The 21,841-nt window shown below is 69.4% G+C and carries 27 protein-coding genes, 1 pseudogene and 1 riboswitch; of the genes and pseudogenes, 9 read left to right on the forward strand and 19 right to left on the reverse strand.

Annotation, left to right across the window (positions count from 1 at the left end):
• Window positions 1-181: 181 nt before the first annotated feature.
• The 9 genes from FGL15_RS05605 to FGL15_RS05625 all read right to left on the reverse strand — a co-directional run bounded on the left by FGL15_RS05605 (window position 182) and on the right by FGL15_RS05625 (window position 3,563).
• Window positions 182-406 carry a hypothetical protein gene (locus tag FGL15_RS05605; protein ID WP_168223328.1) on the reverse strand — a complete coding sequence of 75 codons (225 nt, stop codon included), beginning with the start codon at window positions 404-406 and terminating at the stop codon, window positions 182-184.
• Complete coding sequence (locus FGL15_RS05610; RefSeq protein WP_138945281.1) at window positions 403-636, reverse strand: hypothetical protein; 234 nt, start codon at window positions 634-636, stop codon at window positions 403-405. The genes FGL15_RS05605 and FGL15_RS05610 overlap by 4 nt, the downstream gene beginning before the upstream one ends.
• Before the next feature lie 393 nt (window positions 637-1,029).
• Window positions 1,030-1,161 carry a hypothetical protein gene (locus tag FGL15_RS21205; protein ID WP_255467611.1) on the reverse strand — a complete coding sequence of 44 codons (132 nt, stop codon included), beginning with the start codon at window positions 1,159-1,161 and terminating at the stop codon, window positions 1,030-1,032.
• Window positions 1,158-1,313, reverse strand: coding sequence for a hypothetical protein (locus FGL15_RS20240; RefSeq protein WP_168223329.1), 156 nt, complete (start codon window positions 1,311-1,313; stop codon window positions 1,158-1,160). Before FGL15_RS20240 ends, FGL15_RS21205 begins: the two co-directional genes overlap by 4 nt.
• A gap of 150 nt (window positions 1,314-1,463) precedes the next feature.
• Window positions 1,464-1,649 (reverse strand): hypothetical protein, encoded by a 186-nt coding sequence (locus FGL15_RS05615; RefSeq protein ID WP_138945282.1) that lies wholly within the window; start codon window positions 1,647-1,649, stop codon window positions 1,464-1,466.
• Window positions 1,646-1,792, reverse strand: a complete 147-nt coding sequence (locus FGL15_RS20245) for a hypothetical protein (RefSeq protein WP_168223330.1) — start codon at window positions 1,790-1,792, stop codon at window positions 1,646-1,648. The genes FGL15_RS05615 and FGL15_RS20245 overlap by 4 nt, the downstream gene beginning before the upstream one ends.
• 847 nt (window positions 1,793-2,639) lie before the next feature.
• Window positions 2,640-2,765 (reverse strand): hypothetical protein, encoded by a 126-nt coding sequence (locus tag FGL15_RS21210; protein WP_255467612.1) that lies wholly within the window; start codon window positions 2,763-2,765, stop codon window positions 2,640-2,642.
• A 22-nt stretch (window positions 2,766-2,787) separates the two neighbouring features.
• A complete protein-coding gene (locus FGL15_RS05620) occupies window positions 2,788-3,330 on the reverse strand; it encodes an HNH endonuclease signature motif containing protein (RefSeq protein ID WP_138945283.1) in 543 nt (180 codons plus the stop codon).
• Window positions 3,327-3,563, reverse strand: a complete 237-nt coding sequence (locus FGL15_RS05625) for a helix-turn-helix transcriptional regulator (protein WP_138945284.1) — start codon at window positions 3,561-3,563, stop codon at window positions 3,327-3,329. The genes FGL15_RS05620 and FGL15_RS05625 overlap by 4 nt, the downstream gene beginning before the upstream one ends.
• 129 nt (window positions 3,564-3,692) lie before the next feature.
• Between FGL15_RS05625 and FGL15_RS05630 the strand changes: the two genes are divergently transcribed.
• The 5 genes from FGL15_RS05630 to FGL15_RS05650 all read left to right on the forward strand — a co-directional run bounded on the left by FGL15_RS05630 (window position 3,693) and on the right by FGL15_RS05650 (window position 8,554).
• Complete coding sequence (locus FGL15_RS05630) at window positions 3,693-3,977, forward strand: helix-turn-helix transcriptional regulator (protein ID WP_138945285.1); 285 nt, start codon at window positions 3,693-3,695, stop codon at window positions 3,975-3,977.
• A 248-nt stretch (window positions 3,978-4,225) separates the two neighbouring features.
• Entirely contained in the window at window positions 4,226-4,657 is a 432-nt protein-coding gene (locus tag FGL15_RS05635; RefSeq protein ID WP_085513978.1) for a MarR family winged helix-turn-helix transcriptional regulator, read from the forward strand.
• Between the two features lie 89 nt (window positions 4,658-4,746).
• Entirely contained in the window at window positions 4,747-6,249 is a 1,503-nt protein-coding gene (locus tag FGL15_RS05640; protein ID WP_240773806.1) for an AlkA N-terminal domain-containing protein, read from the forward strand.
• Window positions 6,246-6,806, forward strand: a complete 561-nt coding sequence (locus tag FGL15_RS05645) for a methylated-DNA--[protein]-cysteine S-methyltransferase (protein WP_138945286.1) — start codon at window positions 6,246-6,248, stop codon at window positions 6,804-6,806. Before FGL15_RS05640 ends, FGL15_RS05645 begins: the two co-directional genes overlap by 4 nt.
• Window positions 6,807-7,183: 377 nt before the next feature.
• The gene (locus FGL15_RS05650; protein WP_138945287.1) at window positions 7,184-8,554 is read left to right on the forward strand and encodes a deoxyribodipyrimidine photo-lyase; all 1,371 of its coding nucleotides are present in this window, start codon (window positions 7,184-7,186) and stop codon (window positions 8,552-8,554) included.
• A 203-nt stretch (window positions 8,555-8,757) separates the two neighbouring features.
• Here FGL15_RS05650 and FGL15_RS05655 read toward each other — a convergent pair whose 3' ends face one another.
• Window positions 8,758-9,414, reverse strand: coding sequence for a response regulator transcription factor (locus FGL15_RS05655; protein WP_138945288.1), 657 nt, complete (start codon window positions 9,412-9,414; stop codon window positions 8,758-8,760).
• Window positions 9,407-10,672: a sensor histidine kinase gene (locus FGL15_RS05660; RefSeq protein WP_138945289.1), complete on the reverse strand. Its 1,266-nt coding sequence runs from the start codon at window positions 10,670-10,672 to the stop codon at window positions 9,407-9,409. The genes FGL15_RS05655 and FGL15_RS05660 overlap by 8 nt, the downstream gene beginning before the upstream one ends.
• A gap of 176 nt (window positions 10,673-10,848) precedes the next feature.
• Between FGL15_RS05660 and FGL15_RS05665 the strand changes: the two genes are divergently transcribed.
• From FGL15_RS05665 to FGL15_RS05675, 3 genes are all read left to right on the forward strand, one after another.
• Window positions 10,849-11,934, forward strand: coding sequence for an ABC transporter permease (locus tag FGL15_RS05665; protein WP_138945290.1), 1,086 nt, complete (start codon window positions 10,849-10,851; stop codon window positions 11,932-11,934).
• Window positions 11,935-11,995: 61 nt separating this feature from the next.
• Window positions 11,996-12,700 (forward strand): ABC transporter ATP-binding protein, encoded by a 705-nt coding sequence (locus tag FGL15_RS05670; protein WP_138945291.1) that lies wholly within the window; start codon window positions 11,996-11,998, stop codon window positions 12,698-12,700.
• A gap of 51 nt (window positions 12,701-12,751) precedes the next feature.
• Window positions 12,752-13,150, forward strand: coding sequence for a hypothetical protein (locus FGL15_RS05675; protein WP_138945292.1), 399 nt, complete (start codon window positions 12,752-12,754; stop codon window positions 13,148-13,150).
• 103 nt (window positions 13,151-13,253) lie between these two features.
• Here the strand turns inward: FGL15_RS05675 and FGL15_RS05680 are convergent, their stop codons facing one another.
• The 5 genes and pseudogenes from FGL15_RS05680 to thiM form a co-directional block, all read right to left on the reverse strand.
• On the reverse strand, window positions 13,254-13,550 hold the full coding sequence (locus tag FGL15_RS05680; RefSeq protein WP_168223331.1) for a pyrimidine/purine nucleoside phosphorylase: 297 nt from the start codon (window positions 13,548-13,550) through the stop codon (window positions 13,254-13,256).
• A 47-nt stretch (window positions 13,551-13,597) separates the two neighbouring features.
• Window positions 13,598-15,166 (reverse strand): bifunctional hydroxymethylpyrimidine kinase/phosphomethylpyrimidine kinase, encoded by a 1,569-nt coding sequence (locus tag FGL15_RS05685; protein ID WP_138945294.1) that lies wholly within the window; start codon window positions 15,164-15,166, stop codon window positions 13,598-13,600.
• Window positions 15,163-15,300: a hypothetical protein gene (locus tag FGL15_RS21445; RefSeq protein WP_370282090.1), complete on the reverse strand. Its 138-nt coding sequence runs from the start codon at window positions 15,298-15,300 to the stop codon at window positions 15,163-15,165. The genes FGL15_RS05685 and FGL15_RS21445 overlap by 4 nt, the downstream gene beginning before the upstream one ends.
• Before the next feature lie 50 nt (window positions 15,301-15,350).
• A pseudogene (locus tag FGL15_RS05690) lies at window positions 15,351-15,872 on the reverse strand (thiamine phosphate synthase); the annotation flags it as partial.
• Window positions 15,869-16,720, reverse strand: coding sequence for a hydroxyethylthiazole kinase (thiM, locus tag FGL15_RS05695; RefSeq protein WP_138945295.1), 852 nt, complete (start codon window positions 16,718-16,720; stop codon window positions 15,869-15,871). The gene thiM and the pseudogene FGL15_RS05690, both read right to left, overlap by 4 nt.
• A riboswitch (TPP riboswitch) is annotated at window positions 16,712-16,812 on the reverse strand. It overlaps the preceding gene by 9 nt.
• Window positions 16,813-16,872: 60 nt before the next feature.
• Here thiM and FGL15_RS05700 point away from each other — a divergent pair.
• Window positions 16,873-17,382, forward strand: coding sequence for a DUF1622 domain-containing protein (locus FGL15_RS05700; RefSeq protein WP_138945296.1), 510 nt, complete (start codon window positions 16,873-16,875; stop codon window positions 17,380-17,382).
• A 10-nt stretch (window positions 17,383-17,392) separates the two neighbouring features.
• Here the strand turns inward: FGL15_RS05700 and FGL15_RS05705 are convergent, their stop codons facing one another.
• The 3 genes from FGL15_RS05705 to FGL15_RS05715 all read right to left on the reverse strand — a co-directional run bounded on the left by FGL15_RS05705 (window position 17,393) and on the right by FGL15_RS05715 (window position 21,788).
• A complete protein-coding gene (locus tag FGL15_RS05705; RefSeq protein ID WP_137243990.1) occupies window positions 17,393-18,076 on the reverse strand; it encodes an HAD family phosphatase in 684 nt (227 codons plus the stop codon).
• A gap of 80 nt (window positions 18,077-18,156) precedes the next feature.
• Window positions 18,157-19,434, reverse strand: a complete 1,278-nt coding sequence (locus tag FGL15_RS05710) for a CDP-alcohol phosphatidyltransferase family protein (RefSeq protein WP_138945297.1) — start codon at window positions 19,432-19,434, stop codon at window positions 18,157-18,159.
• Between the two features lie 104 nt (window positions 19,435-19,538).
• On the reverse strand, window positions 19,539-21,788 hold the full coding sequence (locus FGL15_RS05715; protein ID WP_138945298.1) for a carboxypeptidase regulatory-like domain-containing protein: 2,250 nt from the start codon (window positions 21,786-21,788) through the stop codon (window positions 19,539-19,541).
• Between the last annotated feature and the right edge of the window lie 53 nt (window positions 21,789-21,841).

Genomic DNA, 21,841 nt, shown 5'->3' on the forward strand with positions numbered 1-21,841 from the left:
CTGTGTCTCGTTTCTCTGTGTAGTTGTCCCCGCCCGTTAGAACAGGGCGGACGGGTTGTCGTGTTCGCAGTACGTGCACACCCAGGTGCGGGTGTTGTCGTCCACGTCGTAGATGACAGTGACGGTTTGGTAGAGGCCGCAGCGTTCGCATGTGACGTTCTCGTCGTGATACGAACGACCCTCACCCGACGTCGGCATTGGGTGCCTCCGTCTTCGTGAGCCACGCCGTCGCGTTGTCTGCGCGCTTCTCGCGAGCCTTGACCGACTCAACGCCGTCCAAGAACCCGGACCAGTACCACTTGTCTTCTCGCTGCACGCGGCGCTCCTTCAGCCACGTGATGGTGAGGATCGCAGTGAAGGTCAGAATCGACGGGGACAGTACGAGCGGCACTACCCACCAGGTCATGCTCTTTCCCCGTTCACGAGTTCCCGCACGGTGATTGGTTCCCCGTCGCCCAACCGGAGTGCGCGTTCGTTCGCGAGTTCCTTCCCACCCCGGTCAGCCATTGCCTTCCACCGGTCGTGGTCCTGCTGCAACTCAGCTTTCGAACCACCCGCGACGAGCAGACAGACGAGGAGGAAGACGATGACGGTGAGCTCAAACGCCGCGACAGCGATCAGGATGGTCTCGCTCATCGTGCACGCGCCAGGTGGTCGCCTGAGATCGGCCACGGCATCGAATCACTCGCCATGTTCTGGACCTCAGCAACGGTCATGCCGTGCCGCACCGCAATACTGGTCGAATCCCTAGGATCAATCTCTAGTTGTAGACATTCGTGGTTCATTCGGAAACCTCCTTAAATCGTGTGCAGGAGCACGGATCCTCGTGTTTGAGGTCGACCGCAGTGCCTACCTCGCACCTGTCCCACACGACGTCGTCCGATTCGAGCCGGAAGAGGAACTGTTCGTGCTCGGTAGGGCCAGAGTCCGCAAGCCGCGCGTGGTACGGCTTCTGGTGTCCGCATGTGCACAGGGAGACGTCCTCCACACATCGGCATTCACCCACCCACGGGCACTCATGCTGGACGGTCATGGCTTCGGCCGAATCGTTAGACGGTCAAGCGCCGCAAACAAGTCAGGGAAGAGTCCCATCGTCCCCTCCGCCTCGTCCGGCTCCGGCTCATTGGCTGGCCCGAACAGGTTGATGATCTCGGCGCTCATCGTGCACCGCCGTTCGCGGCATGCGCAGACGCCGGCACCGGCGTGATGTGCATGACTCGCTTGTGCTCGCCCATCACCCTCACGCCCGATTCGGGGCTAGTGGTCCAGAAGGTCAGGTCACACTCGTCGCAGCTCATGTAGTGCTTGCTCATTGCTGTCTCCGTTGTTCTCGTTGTGCCTCGAACCGGTCGAGGGCTTCCAGATCGTGTTCACGCCGAACCACCGCAGCCATGTGCAGGTCGGTGGGTGTCGTTGTGGTGTCGTCGGGTGGGAGCAGATGACCCACGTCATGCCAAATGGGGTCAGACATCGGTCGGCCTCACCGCGAGTGCACGACGAAGCTCCTTCGCGGAAACCGTAGGCACCGCTCTTTTGCTGGCCAGCTTGGCCAACCTCTCGACCGCTGCGATCTGCGCCATCGCGAGCCTCAACGCGCTCTCGATGTGGCGGGCGTTCGGCTCATCCAAGTCATCAGCAGAGAACGTCACGACGACACCGCCTCTGCTGCATCCCTCGCGGCGCCGTCCATGACGTACATGCCGTTCTCGTCCTGCGGCGGCAACTGCCCGGCATCCATGCGCCGGCCGATCTCGTCAGCGAGCGCCAGAATCCAATCAATGTCTTGAGCCATGACGGCTCCTCTCTCTGTGTTGTTGTGTCAGTGCCCCCGCCGCGACTCGAACGCGGACGACCCCAAATGGCTCGGGGCGGTGATCTTGCTGAACCGGGATCACCGACCGGTCCTACATCCGCAGCTCCCCGGAGGTGAAGGAGCGTTGGAGTTCAGCGCGCTCGGCGGTGGAGTCGAACCACCACTACGACCATCCGAGCCGGTCAGCCCGTACCTCACGGCCAGGGTCGGAACCCCCTCACTGCCGTGGTGTAGCCCGTGCCTTCCCCGATCGGGGACTACCGAATGACACGACCCATAGCTGCTGACCTGAAACTTGTGTTGCACCGGCCCGCGAGCTGCTAGTCGCATGTCCGGCAGACGGTTTACAGTTCCGTCCCCCACCGTTTGCTACGACGGCGGGTGCCCCTTCTCTTTTCATCGGGGCTTCACTGTGGAGTTATCAAGGTGCGATGGAGCTTTGGACCGTCACGCGAGCGCGACAATCAGCGCCCAAGCCGCCGACGAAAGCGACAAGGGCTAGAACATGGAGTTGTCAGCTCCGGAGAATCAGCCAGATGACGAAGCACCCGGCAGCGATCCACGCGATGGTCACGAGTGCGTCAGGCCAGCTCATGAGGACGCCACCTTGCAAGAGCACCCGTCGACCGTTGGGCTTGTGGACTCGTACTGCCACCCGTACAGGCAACCGAGCCGGGGATCATGCCACTCGGACGAATGCCAGCAGTCGTGGCATCGTTCGGCGCTCATCCCGTCACCGCCCAGACGACGACCACCAGGAATAGCAACGGCACGTACGTGATCAGGTACAACACCGTGTTATCCAGCTGACGGGCACGACGCGGGGTCATGCGGACACCGCCCGGTTGAAGACTTCGGCCGATATCTGGTCATACAGAGCCATGCTCTTGTCGATCGATTCATCCGTCCCAACCGCGGCAGCCAAGGCTCGAGCCATGCCGTATTCGCTCACCAAGAGCATCAGTGCCCGGGGCTCATGCTGCCTTCCCCTTCGCACGGTCGCGGTACCGCTTCGAGGCATCAGCGGCACACCGCTTGCAGTCCTGCGAGGTGTGGCCGTTCTTGCGGGTGTGCGTCTTGACATTGTCCGCGGTGAGTTCGTGTCCACGAGGGCACTTGACTACCTTTTCCCAGCGGCGGCGGTTGTTGACGGCGTTGGTCACGGGCTCGAGGTGTGTCGGGTTGATGCAGCGGTGAATACCGCACAGGTGGTCGATGGTGAGTCCTTCAGGGATCGGGCCGACGAAGAGCTCGTAGGACATGCGGTGGGCGAGTGCCGTTCCGCCGTTCCCGCTCTTCACTGACGCGTACCCGTTGCCGTTCTTGGCGCCGGTCCAGAGCCAGCAGGTTGCGGTGATGGCGACCTTGTTCCACCAGTTCTCTGGTAGATCCCATGCGCGGACTTCGTTGTCGATCCCGGTCGGACGCGGTACAGTGTGGGTGTCGGACACAGTGTTCCTCTCTGGTTCTTCGAAACGCCCTGGTTGCCGCCGGGGCGTTTCTGTGTTGGTGGTCATGCGACAGATTCCGCTTCGGCCGGAAGGAACTCGATGCGAACGTTGACTCCTGCTGCGGATGCCATGGCGAACAGCTCATCGATGGTCGGTGAGGTGTCGCCGTTGAGCCGGCGGGAGATGGCGGATGCGGAGATTCCGGTTCGTGCTGCTGCGGTTTTCTGGCTGACTCGGTTGAAGCGGTAGATGCCGCCCAGTTCCTGAATTACCCGTTTAGCGGGTGTCGTCTTTGCCATGCTTCAGTTTTACCCGCTCAGCGACTAATCACAACCCCCCAATCGCGTGTCGGGCAATCTGCCCGCAATCGTGTCGATTCACCCGCTGAGCGGTTGACTTAGTGGGTCAGGCGTCCTAGTGTTGATCTCATGAGCCACTCACTCGATATCAAGCCCGCCACGACCAACGTCCGCCACGAGATCGCCGCAGCCGTGCGCGCCCACTTCGCAGTCAGAAGCACCAACGACTCCAAAGTCGCCCGCGCCATCGGCAAGTCGCAGTCATGGATGAGTCGTCGCACCAACGGGGACACGCCGTTTGACGCCGATGACCTCGGTGCGATCGCAGATCTGTTCGGCATCAGCTACCTCGAGCTCGCTCAGATGCCTACCGGGCGGCCGAACCCTGAGAACCCGATGCAAAATTCGTTCTGATAACTACCGCTCGTTACCGATCCGTTATATGGTTCTGGAACGTTAGTTGTTTTGCTGTGGCAGCTGACGGAATGTGATTGCAGGACACTCTTGGTGCAAGGGAAAGAGAGCCGGTCGTAGCCTCTGCGACCGGCTCTCGTCATGTCCGGAGCCGATACGAAGCGCAACCACCTGATCCAGACGCGCCGCTCGACGGCCGTCCAGGATAGATTCAGGTGGTGGATCGTCGGACGGCAACGGGAGCAGGTATGGACGAGAGGCGACTCGCGATCGCTGCCTGGGAGTCGCTCTTCCGCGCGCAGGTCGACGTCATGCGCCACATCTCGCACGACTTCCCAAGCCACGGCATCTCGTTGAACGAGTACGACGTCCTCCACACGATGTCGCGCGAGCCCGATCGTCGGATCCGTCTCCGCGACCTCAACTCGAGCGTGCTGCTCTCGCAGCCGAGCATCAGTCGCCTGGTCGATCGGCTCGTCGCGCGTGGGCTGGTCGGCAAATGCCCCGACCCGGACGACGGCCGCGGCACCCTCGTGCGCATGACCGACGCGGGCTACGACGTCTACCGCGCCGTCGCCATCGCTCACGGCGCGACGATCGCCGAACGCGTGACCACCTCGCTCAGCCCACAGGAGATGGCGACCCTCGCGGCGCTCAGCGACAAGCTCCGCGGAGCGTGAGCCGCGCCGACTGATCCGGCGCGCACGGCCCCCACTGTCGTGTCCGATTTCCGCTCGTCCGACCCGGTGGCGCATGTCAGACTCGGATCATGGACGACACCCGGAGCATGGACTTCGCCGAACGCTACCGCGCGATCCAAGCCCGCGACCAGCGCTTCGACGGGCAGTTCATCACGGCCGTGAGCTCCACAGGGATCTACTGCCGGCCGTCCTGCCCGGCTCGGACCCCGAAGCCGGAGAACGTCACGTTCTACGCGACGAGCGCCGCAGCGCACGAGGCCGGTTTCCGCGCGTGCAAGCGCTGCCTGCCTGAGGCCGTCCCGGGCACCCCAGCCTGGAACCTCGGCAACGACGTCGCCGCACGGAGCATGCGTCTCATCGCGGACGGGGTCGTCGAACGCGAGGGGGTCCCCGGTCTCGCCTCGCGACTCGGGTACTCGAGCCGCCATCTGACGCGGATCCTCAGCGCCGAGCTGGGCGCGGGTCCACTCGCGCTGGCGCGGGCCCACCGCGCCCAGGGTGCTCGACAGCTGCTGACCGGCACCGACCTCCCCTTCGGTGACATCGCCTTCGCCGCCGGGTTCTCGAGTATCCGGCAGTTCAACGACACCATGCGCGAGGTGTTCGAGCTCACCCCCGGTGAACTGCGGGCGAAACACCGGACGGTCGGCGAGCACGCCCCCGGCTCCATCACCCTGTCACTGCCGTTCCGCCGCCCGTTCGACGCTGCGGGCGTCTTCGCCTGGCTCGCGCCACGGGCGGTGGACGGGGTCGAGCTCGCGGGCCCCGACCACTACGCCCGGCTCCTCGCCCTTCCCGGCGGCACGGCGTGGTTCGAGGTCCGGCAGGTCGGCGACGACCTCCGACTCACCGCCGAGGTGACGGACCTCGCCGACCTTCCGGTGCTCGTCTCGCGGGTCCGCCGGCTCTTCGACCTCGACGCCGACCCGACCTCCGCCGACGCCGTCCTCGCGGCGGACCCACGTCTCGCCACCTCGGTCGCGGCCACGCCGGGCATCCGGCTCCCCGGGGCGGTCGATCCGGAGGAGATGCTGGTGCGGGCGATGGTCGGCCAGCAGATCACCGTGGCCGCGGCGCGCACCCAGCTCCGCCGTCTCGCGGACGAGGTGAGCACGACGGTCCCCGAACGACACGGGCTGCACCGACTCTTCCCGAGGGCGGCGCAGATCGCGGACGGCGGGGAGGCCGCACTCGTCGGGCCCCGAGCGAGGATCGACAGCTTGCTCGGCGTCGCGCGGGCACTCGTGTCCGGTGAACTCACGATCGGTTTCGGCGACGACCGCGACGAGCTCCGGACCCGCCTGCTCGCCATGAAGGGGATCGGCCCCTGGACGGCCGACTACGTCAGCATGCGGGTGCTCGGCAACCCCGACGCCTTCCTGCCCGGCGACGTCGCCGTCCGCACCGGTGCCGGCCGGCTCGGCTTGTCCTCCGACGCCCGCTCCCTCACCGCGGAAGCGGACGCCTTCGCACCGTGGCGCTCCTACCTCTGCCTCCACCTGTGGAAGGCGGCCTCCACACCGGCACCGTCCGCCGCACCCTCAGCCCTCGAGAAAGGTCCAGCAGCATGACCACCATCATCTCCAGCACGAGCGCCCGCCGCGATGACGGTCGGGCGCCCGCCGCGCAGCTCACCGCGACCAGCCAGACCGTCGACACCCCGGACGGCCCCTTCACGATCCTCGCGCGGGAGGACGGGGCGGTGCTCTCCTCAGGGTGGTCCGACGACATCGGCGTCATGCTCGAACGGATCCGGCCAACCGACCGCCCCGGCGAGACGGTGGCGGGGACGGTCGCGGCGATGGACGCCGTCCGGGCGTACTACGACGGCGACCTGACGGCGATCGACCTCGTGCCGGTCGCCCAGTTCGGTGGCCCGTTCCGCACACACGCCTGGACGGTCCTGCGGACGATCGCGGCAGGACACCCGGTGACCTACACGGAGTTCGCCGCGGCGAGCGGTCGGCCGTCGGCGGTCCGCGCTGCGGCGAGCGCCTGCGCGACGAACGCCCCCGCCCTCTTCGTCCCGTGCCACCGGGTCCTCCGGACCGACGGGACCCTCGGCGGGTTCGCCTGGGGTCTCGACGTCAAGCGGTCGTTACTCGACCGCGAGGCCGCACTGAGCTGAGTGGGCACGGGAAGAGGGACCACCGGTCCCTGAGCACCCATGCACGGTCCCTGAGCACCCATGCACGGTCCCTGAGCCTGTCGAAGGGCGGCGCCTCCCCGTGGGCACTTCGACAAGCTCAGTGACCGGAGAAGGAGACAGCGGAGCACGAGGGCACCCGTCCAGACGGGGAGAACCCTCCCACGGTCCCTGAGCCTGTCGAAGGGCGGCGCCTCCCCGTGGGCACTTCGACAAGCTCAGTGACCGGAGGATGGCTCGGTGACCGGAAGAGGGGTCAGTGACCGGAGGATTGCTCGGCGACCGGAGGAGGGCTCACCGGAACGGGCGGGTCCGGTCAACCCTGCGGAGCGAACGGATCGTCCGCGTAGGCTGACGGGATGGCTGCTGCCCCGACGATCGTATGGTTCCGCGACGACCTCCGCCTGGCCGACAACCCCGCGTTGCATGCAGCGGTCGAGCTCGACGCCCCGATCCTCTGCCTGTTCGTCCTCGACGACAGCGAAGCGCTGCGACCGCTCGGCGGCGCGTCGCGCTGGTGGCTGCACCACAGCCTCGAAGCGCTCGGCGACGACATCCGCGGTCTCGGCGGCACGCTGCTCCTGCGGTCCGGGAGCGCGGCGACCATCGTGCCCGAACTCGCCCACTCGATCGGTGCCGGCGCGGTCCTGTGGAACCGCCGGTACGGCGCGGCCGAGCGGGAGATCGACGCCGGGATCAAGTCGGAGCTGAAGGACGCGGGGCTCGACGCTCGCAGCTTCGCCGCGAACCTCCTCGCCGAACCGTGGGAGATCGTCACCGGGCAGGGGCAACCGTATTCGGTGTTCACCCCGTTCTGGAAGGCGTCACTGCAACGGTACGCGGCGAACCCGCCGAGACATCCCCTCCCCGCGCCGAGCGCGCTGACCGCCATGGCCGACCCGCCCTCGGGCGACGAGCTCGGGTCGTGGAACCTCCTCCCGACGAAACCGGACTGGGCGGCCGGACTCCGCGAGCAGTGGACGCCCGGCGAAGCCGGCGCCGACGAACGGCTGGCCGACTTCATCGACGGTGGCGTGACGGGCTATGCGGAGGACAGGGACTTCCCGGCCCAGCCGTCGACCTCCGGGCTCTCCCCGCACCTCCGGTTCGGCGAGATCAGCTCGCCGCAGATCTGGCACGCCGCCCGCGACGGCCGACGCCACCTCGGTGACGACGGCGCCACCTTCCTCAAGGAACTCGGCTGGCGCGACTTCGCCTACCACTGCCTCTTCGCCTTCCCCGACCTCGCGACGCGCAACTGGCGTCAGGCCTTCGACCGGTTCCCGTGGCCGGACGTCGACCAGGACGCCTTCGAGGCCTGGACCGCCGGGAGGACCGGGATCCCGCTCGTCGACGCCGGCATGCGGGAGCTCTGGGCGACGGGCACGATGCACAACCGGATCCGGATGGTGACGGCGTCGTTCCTCACCAAGAACCTGCTCATCCATTGGAAGCTCGGCGAGGACTGGTTCTGGGACACGCTCGTCGACGCCGATCCCGCATCCAACCCGTTCAACTGGCAGTGGGTGGCCGGCAGCGGCTTCGACGCCTCGCCCTACTTCCGGATCTTCAACCCGGAACGGCAGCGCGAACGCTTCGACGCCGACGACGCGTACATCAAGCGGTGGGTGCCCGAGTTCGGGACGCCCGACTACCCCGAGCCGATCGTCGACCTCGGCGAGACGAGACAGGCTGCGCTCGCGGCGTACGAGCACGTCAAGGGGGCGTAGCTCCGGGCCGTCGTTCTTCGACCCTTCGACAGGCTCAGGGACCGGGATTCGGCTCAGTGACCGGGTGGATCGGACCCCGAGTCAGTCGACCCTTCGACAAGCTCAGGGACCGGGGTGGGCGCTCAGGGACCGGGTGAACCGCTCCCTGAGCCTTACGAAGGGCGCGGGGATACGGACCGGCCCCTGAGCTTGTCGAAGGGCACTCAGCGGGTGCGGAAGAGACCGGCACGTTGGGCCGCGGCGATCGCCGCCGAGCGGTTCGACACGTCGAGCTTCGTGTAGATGTGCGCGAGGTGCGACTTCACCGTCGTCTCCCCGACGTGCAGTCGCCCGGCGATCTCCAGGTTGGTGAGCCCCTCGGCCGCCCGCGCGAGCACCTCGATCTCCCGTGCGCTCAGCGCCTGTTGCGGCGCACTCACCCGAGCGACCAGACGGGTCGCCACGGCCGGCCCGAGCACCGAGTTCCCGCCGGCCGCCGAGCGGATGCCGTCGATCAGGTCCTCCGGGGCGGCGTCCTTCAACAGATACCCGGCGGCTCCGGCTTCGATCGCGCCGAGGATGTCGGCGTCGGAGTCGTAGTTCGTCAGCACGAGGACCGACGGACCGCCCGGCAGCGACGCGATCTCCCTCGTCGCATCGATGCCCGTCGGACCGTCGCCGAAGCTCAGGTCCATGAGGACGAGGTCCGCGCCGGGTGCGGCGGCCACGGCCTCGGCGGCGGTCGATGCGGTCCCCACCACCTCGATGTCGGCGATCGGTGCGAGGACCGCGAGGAGTCCGGCTCGGACGATCGGGTGGTCGTCCGCCACCACCACCCGGATGACCCGCGGCTCCCCGGCATCCGTCGCATCGTCACGCATGAACGTCCCCCTCCACTCCTGGCGCCGCGAACCGTACGGTGATGGTCGTTCCGGCGCCCGGCGCGCTCCGCACCTCGACCTCGCCACCCAGTTCGGTGATGCGACGGCGCATGGACATCATGCCGAACGAACCGCCAGCAGTGCGCTCGGCGACGCTCGCCGGATCGAACCCCGCTCCGTCGTCGTCGATGTCGAGGATGACCTCCTCGTCGAGGTAGGTGAGGGTGACGTCCGCCCGGCTCGCTCCGGCATGCCGGACGACGTTCGCGAGACTGCTCTGCGCGGCCCGGAGGAGCGCGGTCGTCACCGGCGTGCCGAGGACGAACGCATCGCCGGTGACCGTCGTGGAGACCGGCGTGCCGCTCTCGGCGGTCGTCGTCTCGGCGAGCCGACCGAGCGCGTCCGCGATCGTCGCCCCAGTCAACGCCGGCGGGCTCAGCTCGTCGATGAGACTGCGCGTCTCGGCGAGGGCCGTCGCCGCGGCGTCCCGCGCCAGCCCGATGTGCGAGCGCAGCTGCTCCGTGCCCGGCTGCTCGACGGCGGAGCGTTCGGCCGCGTGCAGGAGCAGTTGGATGCTCGACAGGGCCTGGGCGACCGTGTCGTGGAGGTCGGCGGCGAGGCGCTCCCGCTCCGCCAGCTTGCCCGCCTGCCGACCCCGCTCAGCGAGTTCCTCGCGTGCTGCGACGAGCTCGGCGATGAGTCGCTCCCGCTCGGCCGCCTCCCGGGCCAGCGCCTCGTAGCCGAGTCCGATCGCGACGGCCACGGCCGCACCGACGAGCGGGCCGACGACTCCCCCGACGCTGAAGCCGGCGTGCAGACCGATCGCGACGACCGCGGCGATGGTGGCGATCACGACGGCGGGCACTGCGACGGCCCTGGGGAGGAGGTGCAGATAGAGGAAGAACAACGGGAAGACCAGGTAGGCGGCATCCGGGCTGAGGAGCACGAGGACCACCCACTCGACGCTGAGCAGCACCAGCCAGACGAGGACGGACACCCGACCTCGACGGACGCCCGCCGGCGCGGTGGCGCGATCGGTCCCTCCGGTGGCGACCACCGCGCGGCGGACCCGACCGCCGAGGATCGCGCCAGCGGCGTAGGTGAGCAGCATGACGACGGCGAGGACGATCGCCGCGAGGGCCGTTTGGCCACCGACCGAGACGGATCGCGCGATCACGAGCACGATGAGTGCGGTGACGAGGCCGTGGAGGCCGAGCTGCAGGCCGGTGAACACGGGGCTGAGTGCCGAGTGCTTCATCCGCCCAGCGTACGGCGGGGATCGTCCTCGCGAATCATCAGAAAGGTGGAACGTCGCCTCCACCTGACCGCGCCTGAGGACCGTCCCGTCCGACGATGCCCGGCGTCGGCGACGCGACGAGGCTGGAATCCTGCCGCACCACGGAGACGCCGTCGGGCGGCTGACAAGGAGTCCCCATGTTCGTCGCCTGGCGCGACATGCGCTTCGCCACCGGTCGCTTCGTGCTGATCGGGGCGGTCGTCGCTCTCATCACCCTGCTCGTCGGATTCCTCAGCGGCCTCACCGCGGGACTGGCGAACCAGAACATCTCGGCGATCACCGGGCTGGGTGCGTCGAGCATCGTCCTCGCAGCCCCGACGGACGGCGAGCAGGCGACGTTCGCCGACTCCGCGATCGACGCGGACGCGGCCACCACGTGGGCTGCGGTCCCCGGGGTGGACGGTGTCCAGGAGCTCGGCATCAGCCAGACGCGGATGACCACGGACGATGCGCGCACCTCCGTGGCACTGTTCGGGATCAGCGGTGACGCCGTCGCGGGTCGCGCTGCCGACGTGCCCACCGACGGAACCGTCCGCCTGAGTCGGACCGCTGCGGAGGCCCTCCACGTCTCCCGCGGCGACACCGTCTCGATCGGTGGCAGCGAGCTCGAGGTCGGATCGGTCGTCGACGACCAGTGGTACAGCCACACGCCGGTCGTCTGGACGAGCCTGTCGGAGTGGCGGTCGCTGCAGGCTGCGCAAGGATCCCCCGGCGACGGAGCGACCGCGCTCGCCATCACCGGGAACCCGAGCGCCGATGCGGTGACGGGAGCGGAGCAGGCCACCGGCACGGTGTCGAAGGACGTCCTGTCGTCCCTGCTCGCGATCGGCTCGTTCCGCTCGGAGATCGGATCGCTCCTCCTCATGGTCGCCATGCTGTTCGGGATCTCCGCGCTCGTCATCGGAGCCTTCTTCACGGTGTGGACCATGCAGCGCGCGGGCGACGTGGCGATCCTCAAAGCGCTGGGCGCGACGACCCGTCGGCTGTCGCTCGATGCCCTCGGCCAGGCGCTCGTCCTCCTCGTCCTCGGGGTCGGGCTCGGCATCGGCATCACCGCCGCACTCGGTTCCGCGGCGGGCACCGCGCTGCCTTTCGTGCTCAGCCCACTGACGACGCTCGTGCCCGGGGTGATCATGATCGCCCTCGGCCTGATCGGCGCCGCGTTCGCCCTGCGGTCGATCCTCTCGGCCGACCCGTTGACCGCGCTCGGCGGCAACCGGTGAACGCGTCCGACCTCCCTGCGTCCTTCCTCGCACCCACCCTCGTCACCATCGGAGTCACCTCATGATCTCGCTCACCGACGTCACCCTCACCTTCCCCGACGGCGACCACCGCGTCACCGCCGTCGACCACGCGACCCTCACCGTCCCGGCCGGAACCGTGACCGCGCTCACCGGGCCCTCGGGCTCCGGGAAGTCGAGCGTGCTCGCCGTCGCGGCCGGCCTCATCCGGCCCGACAGCGGCCTCGTGGAAGTGGCCGGGGTCGACGTCACCTCCCTCGACCGCCGTGCGGCCACCGACTTCCGCCGCACGAGGCTCGGCATCGTGTTCCAGCAGGCGAACCTACTGCCGTCGCTCACGGCCCTCGAGCAGCTGTGCGTTCTCGAGACGCTCGGCGGCCGCGCATCGCGGGCCGACCGGACGCGCACCCGCGAGCGGGCCGCGATGCTGCTCGCCGCGGTCGGGCTCGCCGACCAGGCCGACAAGCGGCCGCATCAGCTCTCGGGTGGTCAGCGGCAGCGGGTCAACATCGCGCGCGCCCTCATGAACGAGCCCGACGCCCTCGTCGTGGATGAGCCGACCAGTGCCCTCGACCACGAGCGGGGATCCGCGATCATCGAGCTCATCCTCGAACTCACCGCGACCTCGGGCGCCGCGACGCTGCTGGTCACCCACGATCGGAGCCACCTCGACCGCATGGACCAGGTGCTCGTCATGGAGGACGGTCGACTCAGCGCCGCCGCCGACGCGCTGGCCTTGCGGTCCTGAGGCTCACCGTCGCCCGGCGGTAGGGTGAGGTCACGTCGAGAGAGGACCGCCATGCGCCGTGCCACCCGTGGGCTGACCGTGATCGCGATCGTCGGCGCCGCGCTCGGCACGAGTGCCTGCACCGGTGGGGCGGACTCGCCCTCCGGTCAGAGCTCCGCGAGCGAGGCCGACGTGATCGCACCCGTCATCGTGCAGCTCGTCGATCAGGACGGCCGCACCGTCACCGTCGGTCTCGACAACGTGGTGGACCTCGTCGCCGTCGATCCGACCGTGTGGTCCGCGGAGGTCGAGGATCCGTCGATCGCGGAGTACGTACCGGGCGGCTCCCGCGGCGGCGCGTCCTTCAACCCCGGTCTGCAGCCACTCGAGGTCGGGAGCACGACGGTGACGCTGACGAACAGCTCCGACGATTCGACCGTCGTCCTCACACTCGAGGTCGTCGACTCCTGAAGCACGGACCGGTCTCTCAGCCTGTCGAAGGGCGTCACCACCCCGTTCACTGAGCCTGTCGAAGGGCGTCACCACCCCGGTCCCTGAGCCTGTCGAAGGGCGCTCAGATGTTGAGGTAGCGGCAGAGGTACGCGGTGGTGACCTCGACCTCGACCTGGAAGCTGCTGCTCCCCGGGATACTGAACTGCGCGTCGGGCCCGAAGTCCTGCCACGCACTCGTGTTCGGCAGGAGCACGCGGAGCTTGCCGGAGATCACGGACATCTCCTCTGCCTTGCCGGTGGTGAAGGTGTACTCCCCCGGCTCCATCACTCCGACGCTGGCCGACTCCGCACCGGGCTCGTTCGTGGTGAAGCCGATCGACTTCACGTTGCCGTCGAAGTACTCGTTGCTCGTCAGCATCAGGGGCCTCTCGTCGTGGTCCGGGACCGCGGCGGCGGATCCGGCATTCATCGTATCGGCTCGGCGAAGAATGCCTCCTCGTGCGCGGCCGAGGCGAGGAACGCCCGTCGCATCGTGTCCCGGCCGGCCTCGTCGGCGCGAGCTGCCGCCCCGGCGACGATCTCGATCGCTCGGGCGTTCGCCGTCGCGAAGGCGGGGTCGGCGTAGGTGTCGAGCCACGCGGCGAAGGGGTGCTCCACGTGTGATGCATCGACGAGCCGTTCGCCGAGGTCCTGGTAGATCCAGTAGCAGGGCAACACGGCGGCGACCACGCGCCCATAGTCGCCGTCGACCGTCGCCGCGTGCAGGTGGTCGAGGTACGCCGTGGTCGTCGCCGACGGTTCCACATCCATACCGCTGACGGCATACGTCCTCAGCCAGGTGCGGTGCAGCTCCATCTCGGCCTTGATGGAGCCCGCCGCACCGGTCGCCCAGAACACCTGCTCCTCGGCCGTCGGCGCCAAGGCACTCGCCCTCGCGAGGACCCGCGAGTAGGCCCGCAGGTAGATCGCGTCCTGCTGCAGGTACCAGGCGAACCGGGCCGGATCGAGGGTGCCGTCCGCGAGCGTCGTCACGAACGGCAGATGGTCGATCCGGTCCCGCAGCTCGGCGATGTCCTCCCACCAGCCCGTGAGGATGCCAGCGCCGTCCTGTCGGCCCGATGTCATCCCGGCCGACGCCCACAGCTCCGCGAAGTGGCTGATCGGCCCGTTGCCCGAGCCGACCTCGAGCGCGTCCGCGTGCCGGAGGCTCGACGTGAGCCACGACTTCGCCTCGCCGAGCGCCTCGGTCCAAGACCCCGACCGCGCGACGAGGGTGGCCATCGCGCTCGACAGCGAGCATCCGGTTCCGTGGGTGTTCGGTGTGTCGACTCGAAGACCGTCGAACTCGACGAGTGATCGGCCGCCACCCAGACCACCGGTGGCGTCGACGAGCGCATCCGGACACGCGGCCGTCCCCGTCAGGTGCCCGCCCTTCACGAGCACGATCACGCCCGCCTGCGCCGAGACCCGTTCCGCCTGGGCGAGTGCGTCGGCCCAGCTCGTCGCCACCGGTTCGTCCGCCAACACGGCGAGCTCCGGCAGGTTCGGGGTCACGAGGTCGACGTGCGGCAGGAGCTCGCGCATGGCCGCTTCGGCGTCGCGGTGGAGGAGGCGGTCGCCGCTCGTCGCCACCATCACCGGGTCGAGGACGACGGGTCCGGTCACCGTCTCCTGCAGCCAGGTCGACACGGTGTGGATGATCGCGACATCGCCCAGCATCCCGATCTTGACCGCGTCGATCACCACGTCGTCCGCGACCGCGTCCAACTGCTCGCGGAGGAACCCGACGGGCGGCGTGTGCACGGACCGGACACCCCGGGTGTTCTGCGCGACGAGTGCGGTGACGACCGCCATGCCGTATCCGCCGTTCGCGGCGATGCTCTTGAGGTCGGCCTGGATCCCGGCACCACCGGTCGGGTCGGTGCCGGCGATGCTCAGCACCCGCGGTGTCTCGCGAGTCGTGACAGGTCGTCGACCGTGCACCCGGTTCGAGCTCGACGACGCCGGCGTCAGTGTCTGTTCCGCGGCGCTCATGCCGAGACCTCGGTCCAGGCCGCGCAGAACGCCCGTGCGGCCTCGGCGGGATCGTCGGCGGCGCAGATGGCCGAGACCACAGCGAGACCAGCGGCGCCCGAGGCGTGGAGCTCGACCGTGTCCTCCAGTGACACCCACCGATCGCGACGCACGGGAGCGGGGTCGCGGCGGCGATCGCGGCGAACCCCTCCACGCCGAGCGGTGCCGGGTGGTCCGGCTTGGTCGTCGTCGGGCGGATGACGCCGACGCCCAGGTAGTCGACCGTCCCGAGTGGCAGCGCTGCGACCGCGTCGAGGTGCGCCGGGGTGTTCGCCGTCAGTCCCACGATGGCGGCCTGCCCCACGATGCGGCGCACGGCGTCGACCGGGAGATCGCTCTGACCCACGTGGACGCCGTGGACGACGGCACCGGCGGAACGGGCGGCGAGGAAGACGTCCACCCGGTCGTCGACGAGGAGCAGCGCCCGCCCGGCGACGACCTCCGCCGCACGCACGGTCAGGTCGAACAGCTCTCGCGCCGATGCGGTCTTCTCCCGCAGCTGGACTGCGGTCACCCCGCCGTCGACAGCTCGGCGCACGACGTCGAGGACACCGCGATCTCCGCTGGCCGAAGCATCCGTGACGAGGTAGGTGGCGATACCGCGGCGCACGAGCTCGGCGTGCGAACGGGCCACGAGGACCCGGTCCGCGGTGGTCGAGGCACTCACGCGATCACCGCCAGGCTGCGGACGGTGTCGGCATCGAGGAGGTGGAGGTGGTCGAGGAAGGCGGGAGCGAAGGAGCCGGGGCCACGGCTCTCCGCGGCCGCCAGCTGCGCGGCGACCGTGTACGCGGTGGTCGCCGCGACCGTCGTCAGCAGCCGGTCGTCGTCGAGTGACGCGAAGGCGGCGAGCACGGCACCGAGGGCACAGCCACCGCCCGTCACGAGGGTGAGCCAGGCGTGCCCGTTCGAGCAGCGGACGATGCGCTCACCGTCGGTGATGACGTCCGTCGGGCCGGAGATCGCGACGACGGCACCCGAGGTGCGGGCGATCGCGGTGGCCGCCTCGACCGCGCTGTCGACCGAGTCGGTGCTGTCGACCCCGCGACCACCGGCGCCCAGTCCGGCGAGCGCGATGATCTCGCTGGCGTTGCCGCGGACGATCGTCGGCCGGAGGGCGAGGAGTTCGGCGGCGAGCGCCGTCCGCACCGGCAGGAAGCCGACGGCGACGGGGTCGAGTACCCACGGGGTGCCGGCGTCGTTCGCGGCGGTGGCGGCCTCGACCATGGCCTCGCGCTGCTCAGCCTGCGGCGTGCCGAGGTTGAGGAGCACCCCGGAGGCGATGCGGGCGAACGGTCCGGCCTCGGTGGGGATGTCGGTCATCGCCGGGGCGGCGCCGATGGCGAGCAGGACGTTCGCGGTGAAGTTCGTCACCACGGCGTTCGTGATCGATTGGACGAGCGGCGTGCGCTCGCGCAGGCGGTCGAGGAGGTCCCCGGACGCGCTCGCGAACTCGCCGACGGACGAGTCGTCGGTGGACGGGTGGGCAGACTGCTGCGGTGTGCGAATGCTCATTCGCGACATCCCTTCGCTCGGACTAACGAGATCAGGTTCGACGGGTGTGTTCTCAGCCGATCGTCGTGGGATCGGCACCCCGTGTCACTCGCGACCACCCTAGCGGGTCGGCCCGGCTTCCCGTCCAGCGGGCGGGCGAGGATGATGGAGGGATGGACTTCTTCGAGCTGGTCACCATCGTCTTCGAGGTCGCCGGTGTCGGGGCGATGGTCGTGGGCTTCGTGATCGCCGTCACCCTGTCGGCCCGACTGTGGTGGAGCACGCGCGACGGCGCACGGGCCTTCCGGATGCTGCGGGAGACGATCGGCTCGGTCATCCTGCTCGGGCTGGAGATCCTCGTGGCCGCCGACCTCGTGAAGACGGTCACGTCGACGCCCTCGCTGACCGACGCACTCGTCCTGGCGATCATCGTCGTCATCCGCACCCTGCTGAGCTTCTCGCTGCAGATCGAGATCGAGGGCACCCTCCCCTGGAGGCGCCTGGCGACGACCGGCCCACAGCTGTTCGATCGGGCCGTCAAGCGCGGCGGCGAACGCACGCGACGTCGCGCCGAGGAGCAGGACGCCTCGGCGTCACCCGACGCGGCACCGGCGCCGATCGTCACGACGCAGCCCGTCCCCGACGATGAGGACGGCTTCCCGGAGCTCCGCAGTCGCAGCTAGCGCGGCACGGCTAGCGAGCCGCGGAGGTCGCCCAGGTGTCGCGGATGAGGTCTGGCAGCAGGCGCATGTCGTCGAAGACGTGGGTGCCGTCGCCGACGAGCCGCTCGGCGGGCGTCATGCCACCGGCGTAGGCGTAGACCGTCATGCCGGCCGCGCGTGCAGCCAGCACGCCGACGACGCTGTCCTCGATGACCGCGCACCGCTCGGGGGCCGTGTCGAAGTCGGCGGCGGCGTGGAGGAAGAGGTCGGGTGCGGGCTTGCCGACGGCGACGTCGGTCGCACTGAAGATGCGCCCGTCGAAGCGGTCGTGGATGCCCACCTGCCCGAGGTTGCGGACGACGTCGTGCAGCATCCCGTTCGAGGCGACGCACAGCGGCACCCCGGTCGCAGCGATGCCGTCGAGGGCGTCGACGACCCCGTCGACCGCCTCGAGCTCGCGCTCGCAGATGCCGCGGAACATGTCGCTCCAACGCTGGATCCAGTCGGCCTCGAGCGGCTTCCCGAGCCGCTGCTCGACGAGCGTCGCGTAGGTCTCGAGCGAGGCACCGACGAAGAGCTCCCGCACCTCGGCCTCGGTGTAGTCACCGCCGACCTCGTTGAGCAGCTGGAGGTTCACCCGGACGGAGATGCGTTCCGTGTCGACGAGGGTGCCGTCGCAATCGAAGATGACGAGGTCCGGATAGTCGACTGGCATGCTCCGAGCCTAAACGACGCCGCCTGCGCTGTGGCCGTGGGCCATCCGGTGGTGGCCTCCGACGACGGTCGGCGCGGCGGTCAGCGGGACGCGCGGACGCCCTGTCGCTGCCAGGTGACGACCATGCGTCGCGCATACTGGGTCGCCGCGACGAAGTGGCCGAGGAGTCCGAGGAGGATCGCCACGAAGCCGACCCCGCCGAAGACCCGGTAGAGCGCCGACGCCGGATCCCCGCCGCCGAGCGCGAGGCCCGTGAGCAGCGCGAAGAAGCCGACGAAGAGGAACACCGTGCGGATCTTGCCCGCGATGCTCACCGGCACCTCCGGCGTCCCGCGGAACGCGACGACGGCGACGAACGCGAGCAGGAGGTCCGGGACGATCATGACCACGAACACCTGCCATGGGATGATCTGCGCGACGGCGAACGACGCGGCGACCACGACCACGGTCAGGCGATCGGCCACGCCGTCGAGCCAGGTACCGAGCGCGGAGACCGTGCCCATGCGGCGCGCGATCTGCCCGTCGGCGACATCGCTCAGGAACACCACCGCACCGACGACGAGCGCAGCCCAGTAGGAGCCGGTGATCACGAGTGCGGCGAAGACCGGGAGCAGGACGATACGTCCCGCCGTGATCGCGTTCGGCAGGTTCCTCCAGTCGTCGTCGGAAAACAGCTGCGTCCGGAGGCGCGCGAGCGGCGTCTTCTCGTGCAGGGTCACCGGGATCATCGCCTCGTCGCCGGGGATCGCGGCACCGCGGCGGAATCGGGCGATCGCGACCACCGTGACCACCACGACGAGCGCGAACAGCAGCACCCAGCCGGTGGCACCGAGGTACTGGCGGACCGTGTCGAGTGTGGCGCGGACGAGGGAGCCGACCCCGACGTAGACGGCGGACCAGAGGAGGGAGCCCAGCAGCGATGCCGCGAGGAACGACCGGTAGGGCACGCGGGCGACCCCCGCGGCGGTCGGTGTCAGGCACCGGAGCACGGGGACGAGCCTCGTGAGGAAGACGGCCTGGGCCCCGCGCCGCTCGAGCGCCTCGACCGCGCGGTCCCAGCCGTGGACGCCGAGACGCCGGACGATGGCCGAGTCACGGAGGCGACCACCGGAACGACGACCGACGAGGTAGCCGAGCTGATCCCCGAGCGACCCGCCGAGGGCGACCGCGAGGAACAGCACGAGGGCACCGGGGGCGGAGTCGAGCATGGCCGCGAGGAGGAGCACCACCGGTTCACCGGGGACGACGAGGCCGAGCCACAGACCGGACTCGGCGGTCGTGAACAGGAGCCCGAGGAGCCAGATCAGCGGATCGGGCAGCGCCGTCGCGGCGTCGTTCACCCACCCGATGATGTCCACGGATCCCCGTTCAGCAGTGCGATCCGCACTCCTGGGTGGGGCGCGGCTCGCCCAAGTCTACGGACGAGCCGCACCCTCCCATCCCCGAGGGGTCGTTCAAACGGTCATTCGCCGGACAGCTCGTCCCGATTCGCGTGTCGACGACGCAGGACGGCCGCGGTGACGACACCTGCGGCACCGAGCACGAAGAGCGCTCCGGCCGCGACGATCCACGGCATCGCGTCCGCACCGGTCGAGGGCAGACGACCCGCGTTGCTCGGAACCGCGGGGTCGCTCGGGTTCGCCGACGGCACGGGTACGACGGCGTCGGGAACGAGGACGAAGGCCGGTACCGAGACCACGGAACCGTCTGCGGCGACGACCACGGTCGCCGTCGTGGCACTCTCGGCGGTGTAGCCCTCCGGCACCGTCACGGACACCTCGTATGAGCCTGGCGCGAGGCCGTCGAGGTCGTAGGCACCGTCGGCGTCCGTGGTGACGTCGACCGGGCCTGCCGGGGTCTCGACGCTCACGGTCACGTCCGCGATCGGAGCGCCGGTGTCCGTCTCGACCGTTCCGGCGAGGCCGCCGAGCATCGCGTCGGCGACGAGCACGAAGGTGGGTACCGTCTGGACCGCCCCGTCCGTGCCGACGACGACGGTGGCGGTCGTGGCGCCACCCGCGGGCACCGAATACCCGGCCGGGACGGTCAGCGTGACCTCGTAGCTGCCCGGCGCCAGATCGGCGAGCCCGTAGGACCCCTCGGCCGTGGTGGTCAGGGCGACCGGGCCGCCCGGCGTCGTCACCGTGACCGTCGCTGCGGGCACCGGGGCATCGGTGTCCGTCCGCACGTCGCCGATGACGGTGCCGAGCCGAGCGAGCTCGAAGTCGACCGCGTCGAGATCGTTGCCGGCGAGCTCCTCCTCCCGGGTGGCCGCTCCAGAGACGACGTACCCCTCCGGGGCGACGACCGAGACCTGGTAGGCACCCGCGGGCAGGAGCGGGAAGCGGTAGGAACCGTCGGCGGCCGTGACGGCGCTCTCGACACCGTTCGGACCGTCGACGCTCACGGTGACGCCGGCCACACCCACCCCACCGGAGGTGATCACCCCACCGAGACTGGGGTTCGCGACGAGCACGAAGTCCTGCTCGGTGATGGGTGTCTCGCTCCCGACCGGCACGGTGAACGATGCCGGTGCGGTCTGCACCGCGTAGCCCGCGGGCGGCGTGATGACGACCGTGTGGTCGCCGACCGGCACGGTGTCGAAGAGGTAGTTCCCGTCGGTGTCGGTGGTGACGCTGCCAGCACCGTCGATCGTGACCGTGGCCCCGACGATCGGCACACCGTCCGTGTCGAGCGCGGTGCCGGACACGGCGACGGGCACGATGTCCCGGACGGTGAAGTCCGCGACGGCGTCGGCGTCCGTCAGATCCGCGGCGGCACGTGCAGGACCGACGGCGATCTTGCCGGTCGGCGGGACGAGCTGCACCGTGTAGCCGTCGGTCGCGAAGTAGCCGGCGAAGGTGTACGTGCCGCCACCCGCGGTCGTGGTCGAGGCCACCACCCGGCCGTCGCGGTCGATGAGCCGGACGCCGACGCCGTCCAACGGGCCCGTGGTCTGGTCGGTCACCGTGCCGGTCACGTCGCGCGCGAGCGACGCGAACCACGCCTGGTAGACGGGCGCTCCGAGACGCTGTTGGAAGGTGAACGTGAGACTGGAGATCGGGGCGGAAGGCTCGAACCACCCCGCTGCACCGGCGGTGTCCTGGGCTGCGTCATTGCCGCGGAGCACCTGCGTCGCCGGGTCCCAGGTGGGGACGTCCGTCGCGGAACCGGTGCAGGACGGCTTGCCGGCCAGACCGGGAGCGCAGTAGTTGAAGCCCCCGTTGAACCCGAGCTCGTCGGGGGTGAGCGCCGTGCCGTCCGGGCCGATCGCCGTCACGGTGACCTGGTCGGCGTCGATGTCGCCGAGGACGAACGTCCAGCCGGACGGCGGTGTCGGCGTCGCGAAGGAGTAGGTCGTGGTCGAGGGCGACGCCGCGTTGTTCGCCTTCGGCCGGAGGTTGAGGTAGGGCTGGTCGCGGCTGCTGCCGTACTTCGCGCCCACCGGGGTCGACGCCGCCAGCCAGGTCGAGGCACCCGAGATGACGCCGACGCCACCGCCGCCGACCGAGTCGCTCGTCAGGGCTGCCGTCAGGGCGGGTTGCCCGGCCAGGGTCATCGTGCCCTGGTACGACCCCGATGCACCGGAGAACGTGGGCCACGTCGCCCAACTCGAGGTGGTCGCGGCGGAGGCCGCCGGGACGGCTGCGGTGAGGGCGAGCGCTGAGGCTCCGAGCAGGGCGAGCACAGCGGCTCCGATGCGGCGGGTCATGGGCGTCAGGATAAACGCACGTCGGTCGTCTCCGGAACCCTGCTGTCCGGTTT

It is taken from the genome of Plantibacter sp. M259 (genome assembly GCF_006065115.1).
Taxonomy (GTDB): Bacteria; Actinomycetota; Actinomycetes; order Actinomycetales; family Microbacteriaceae; genus Plantibacter; species Plantibacter auratus.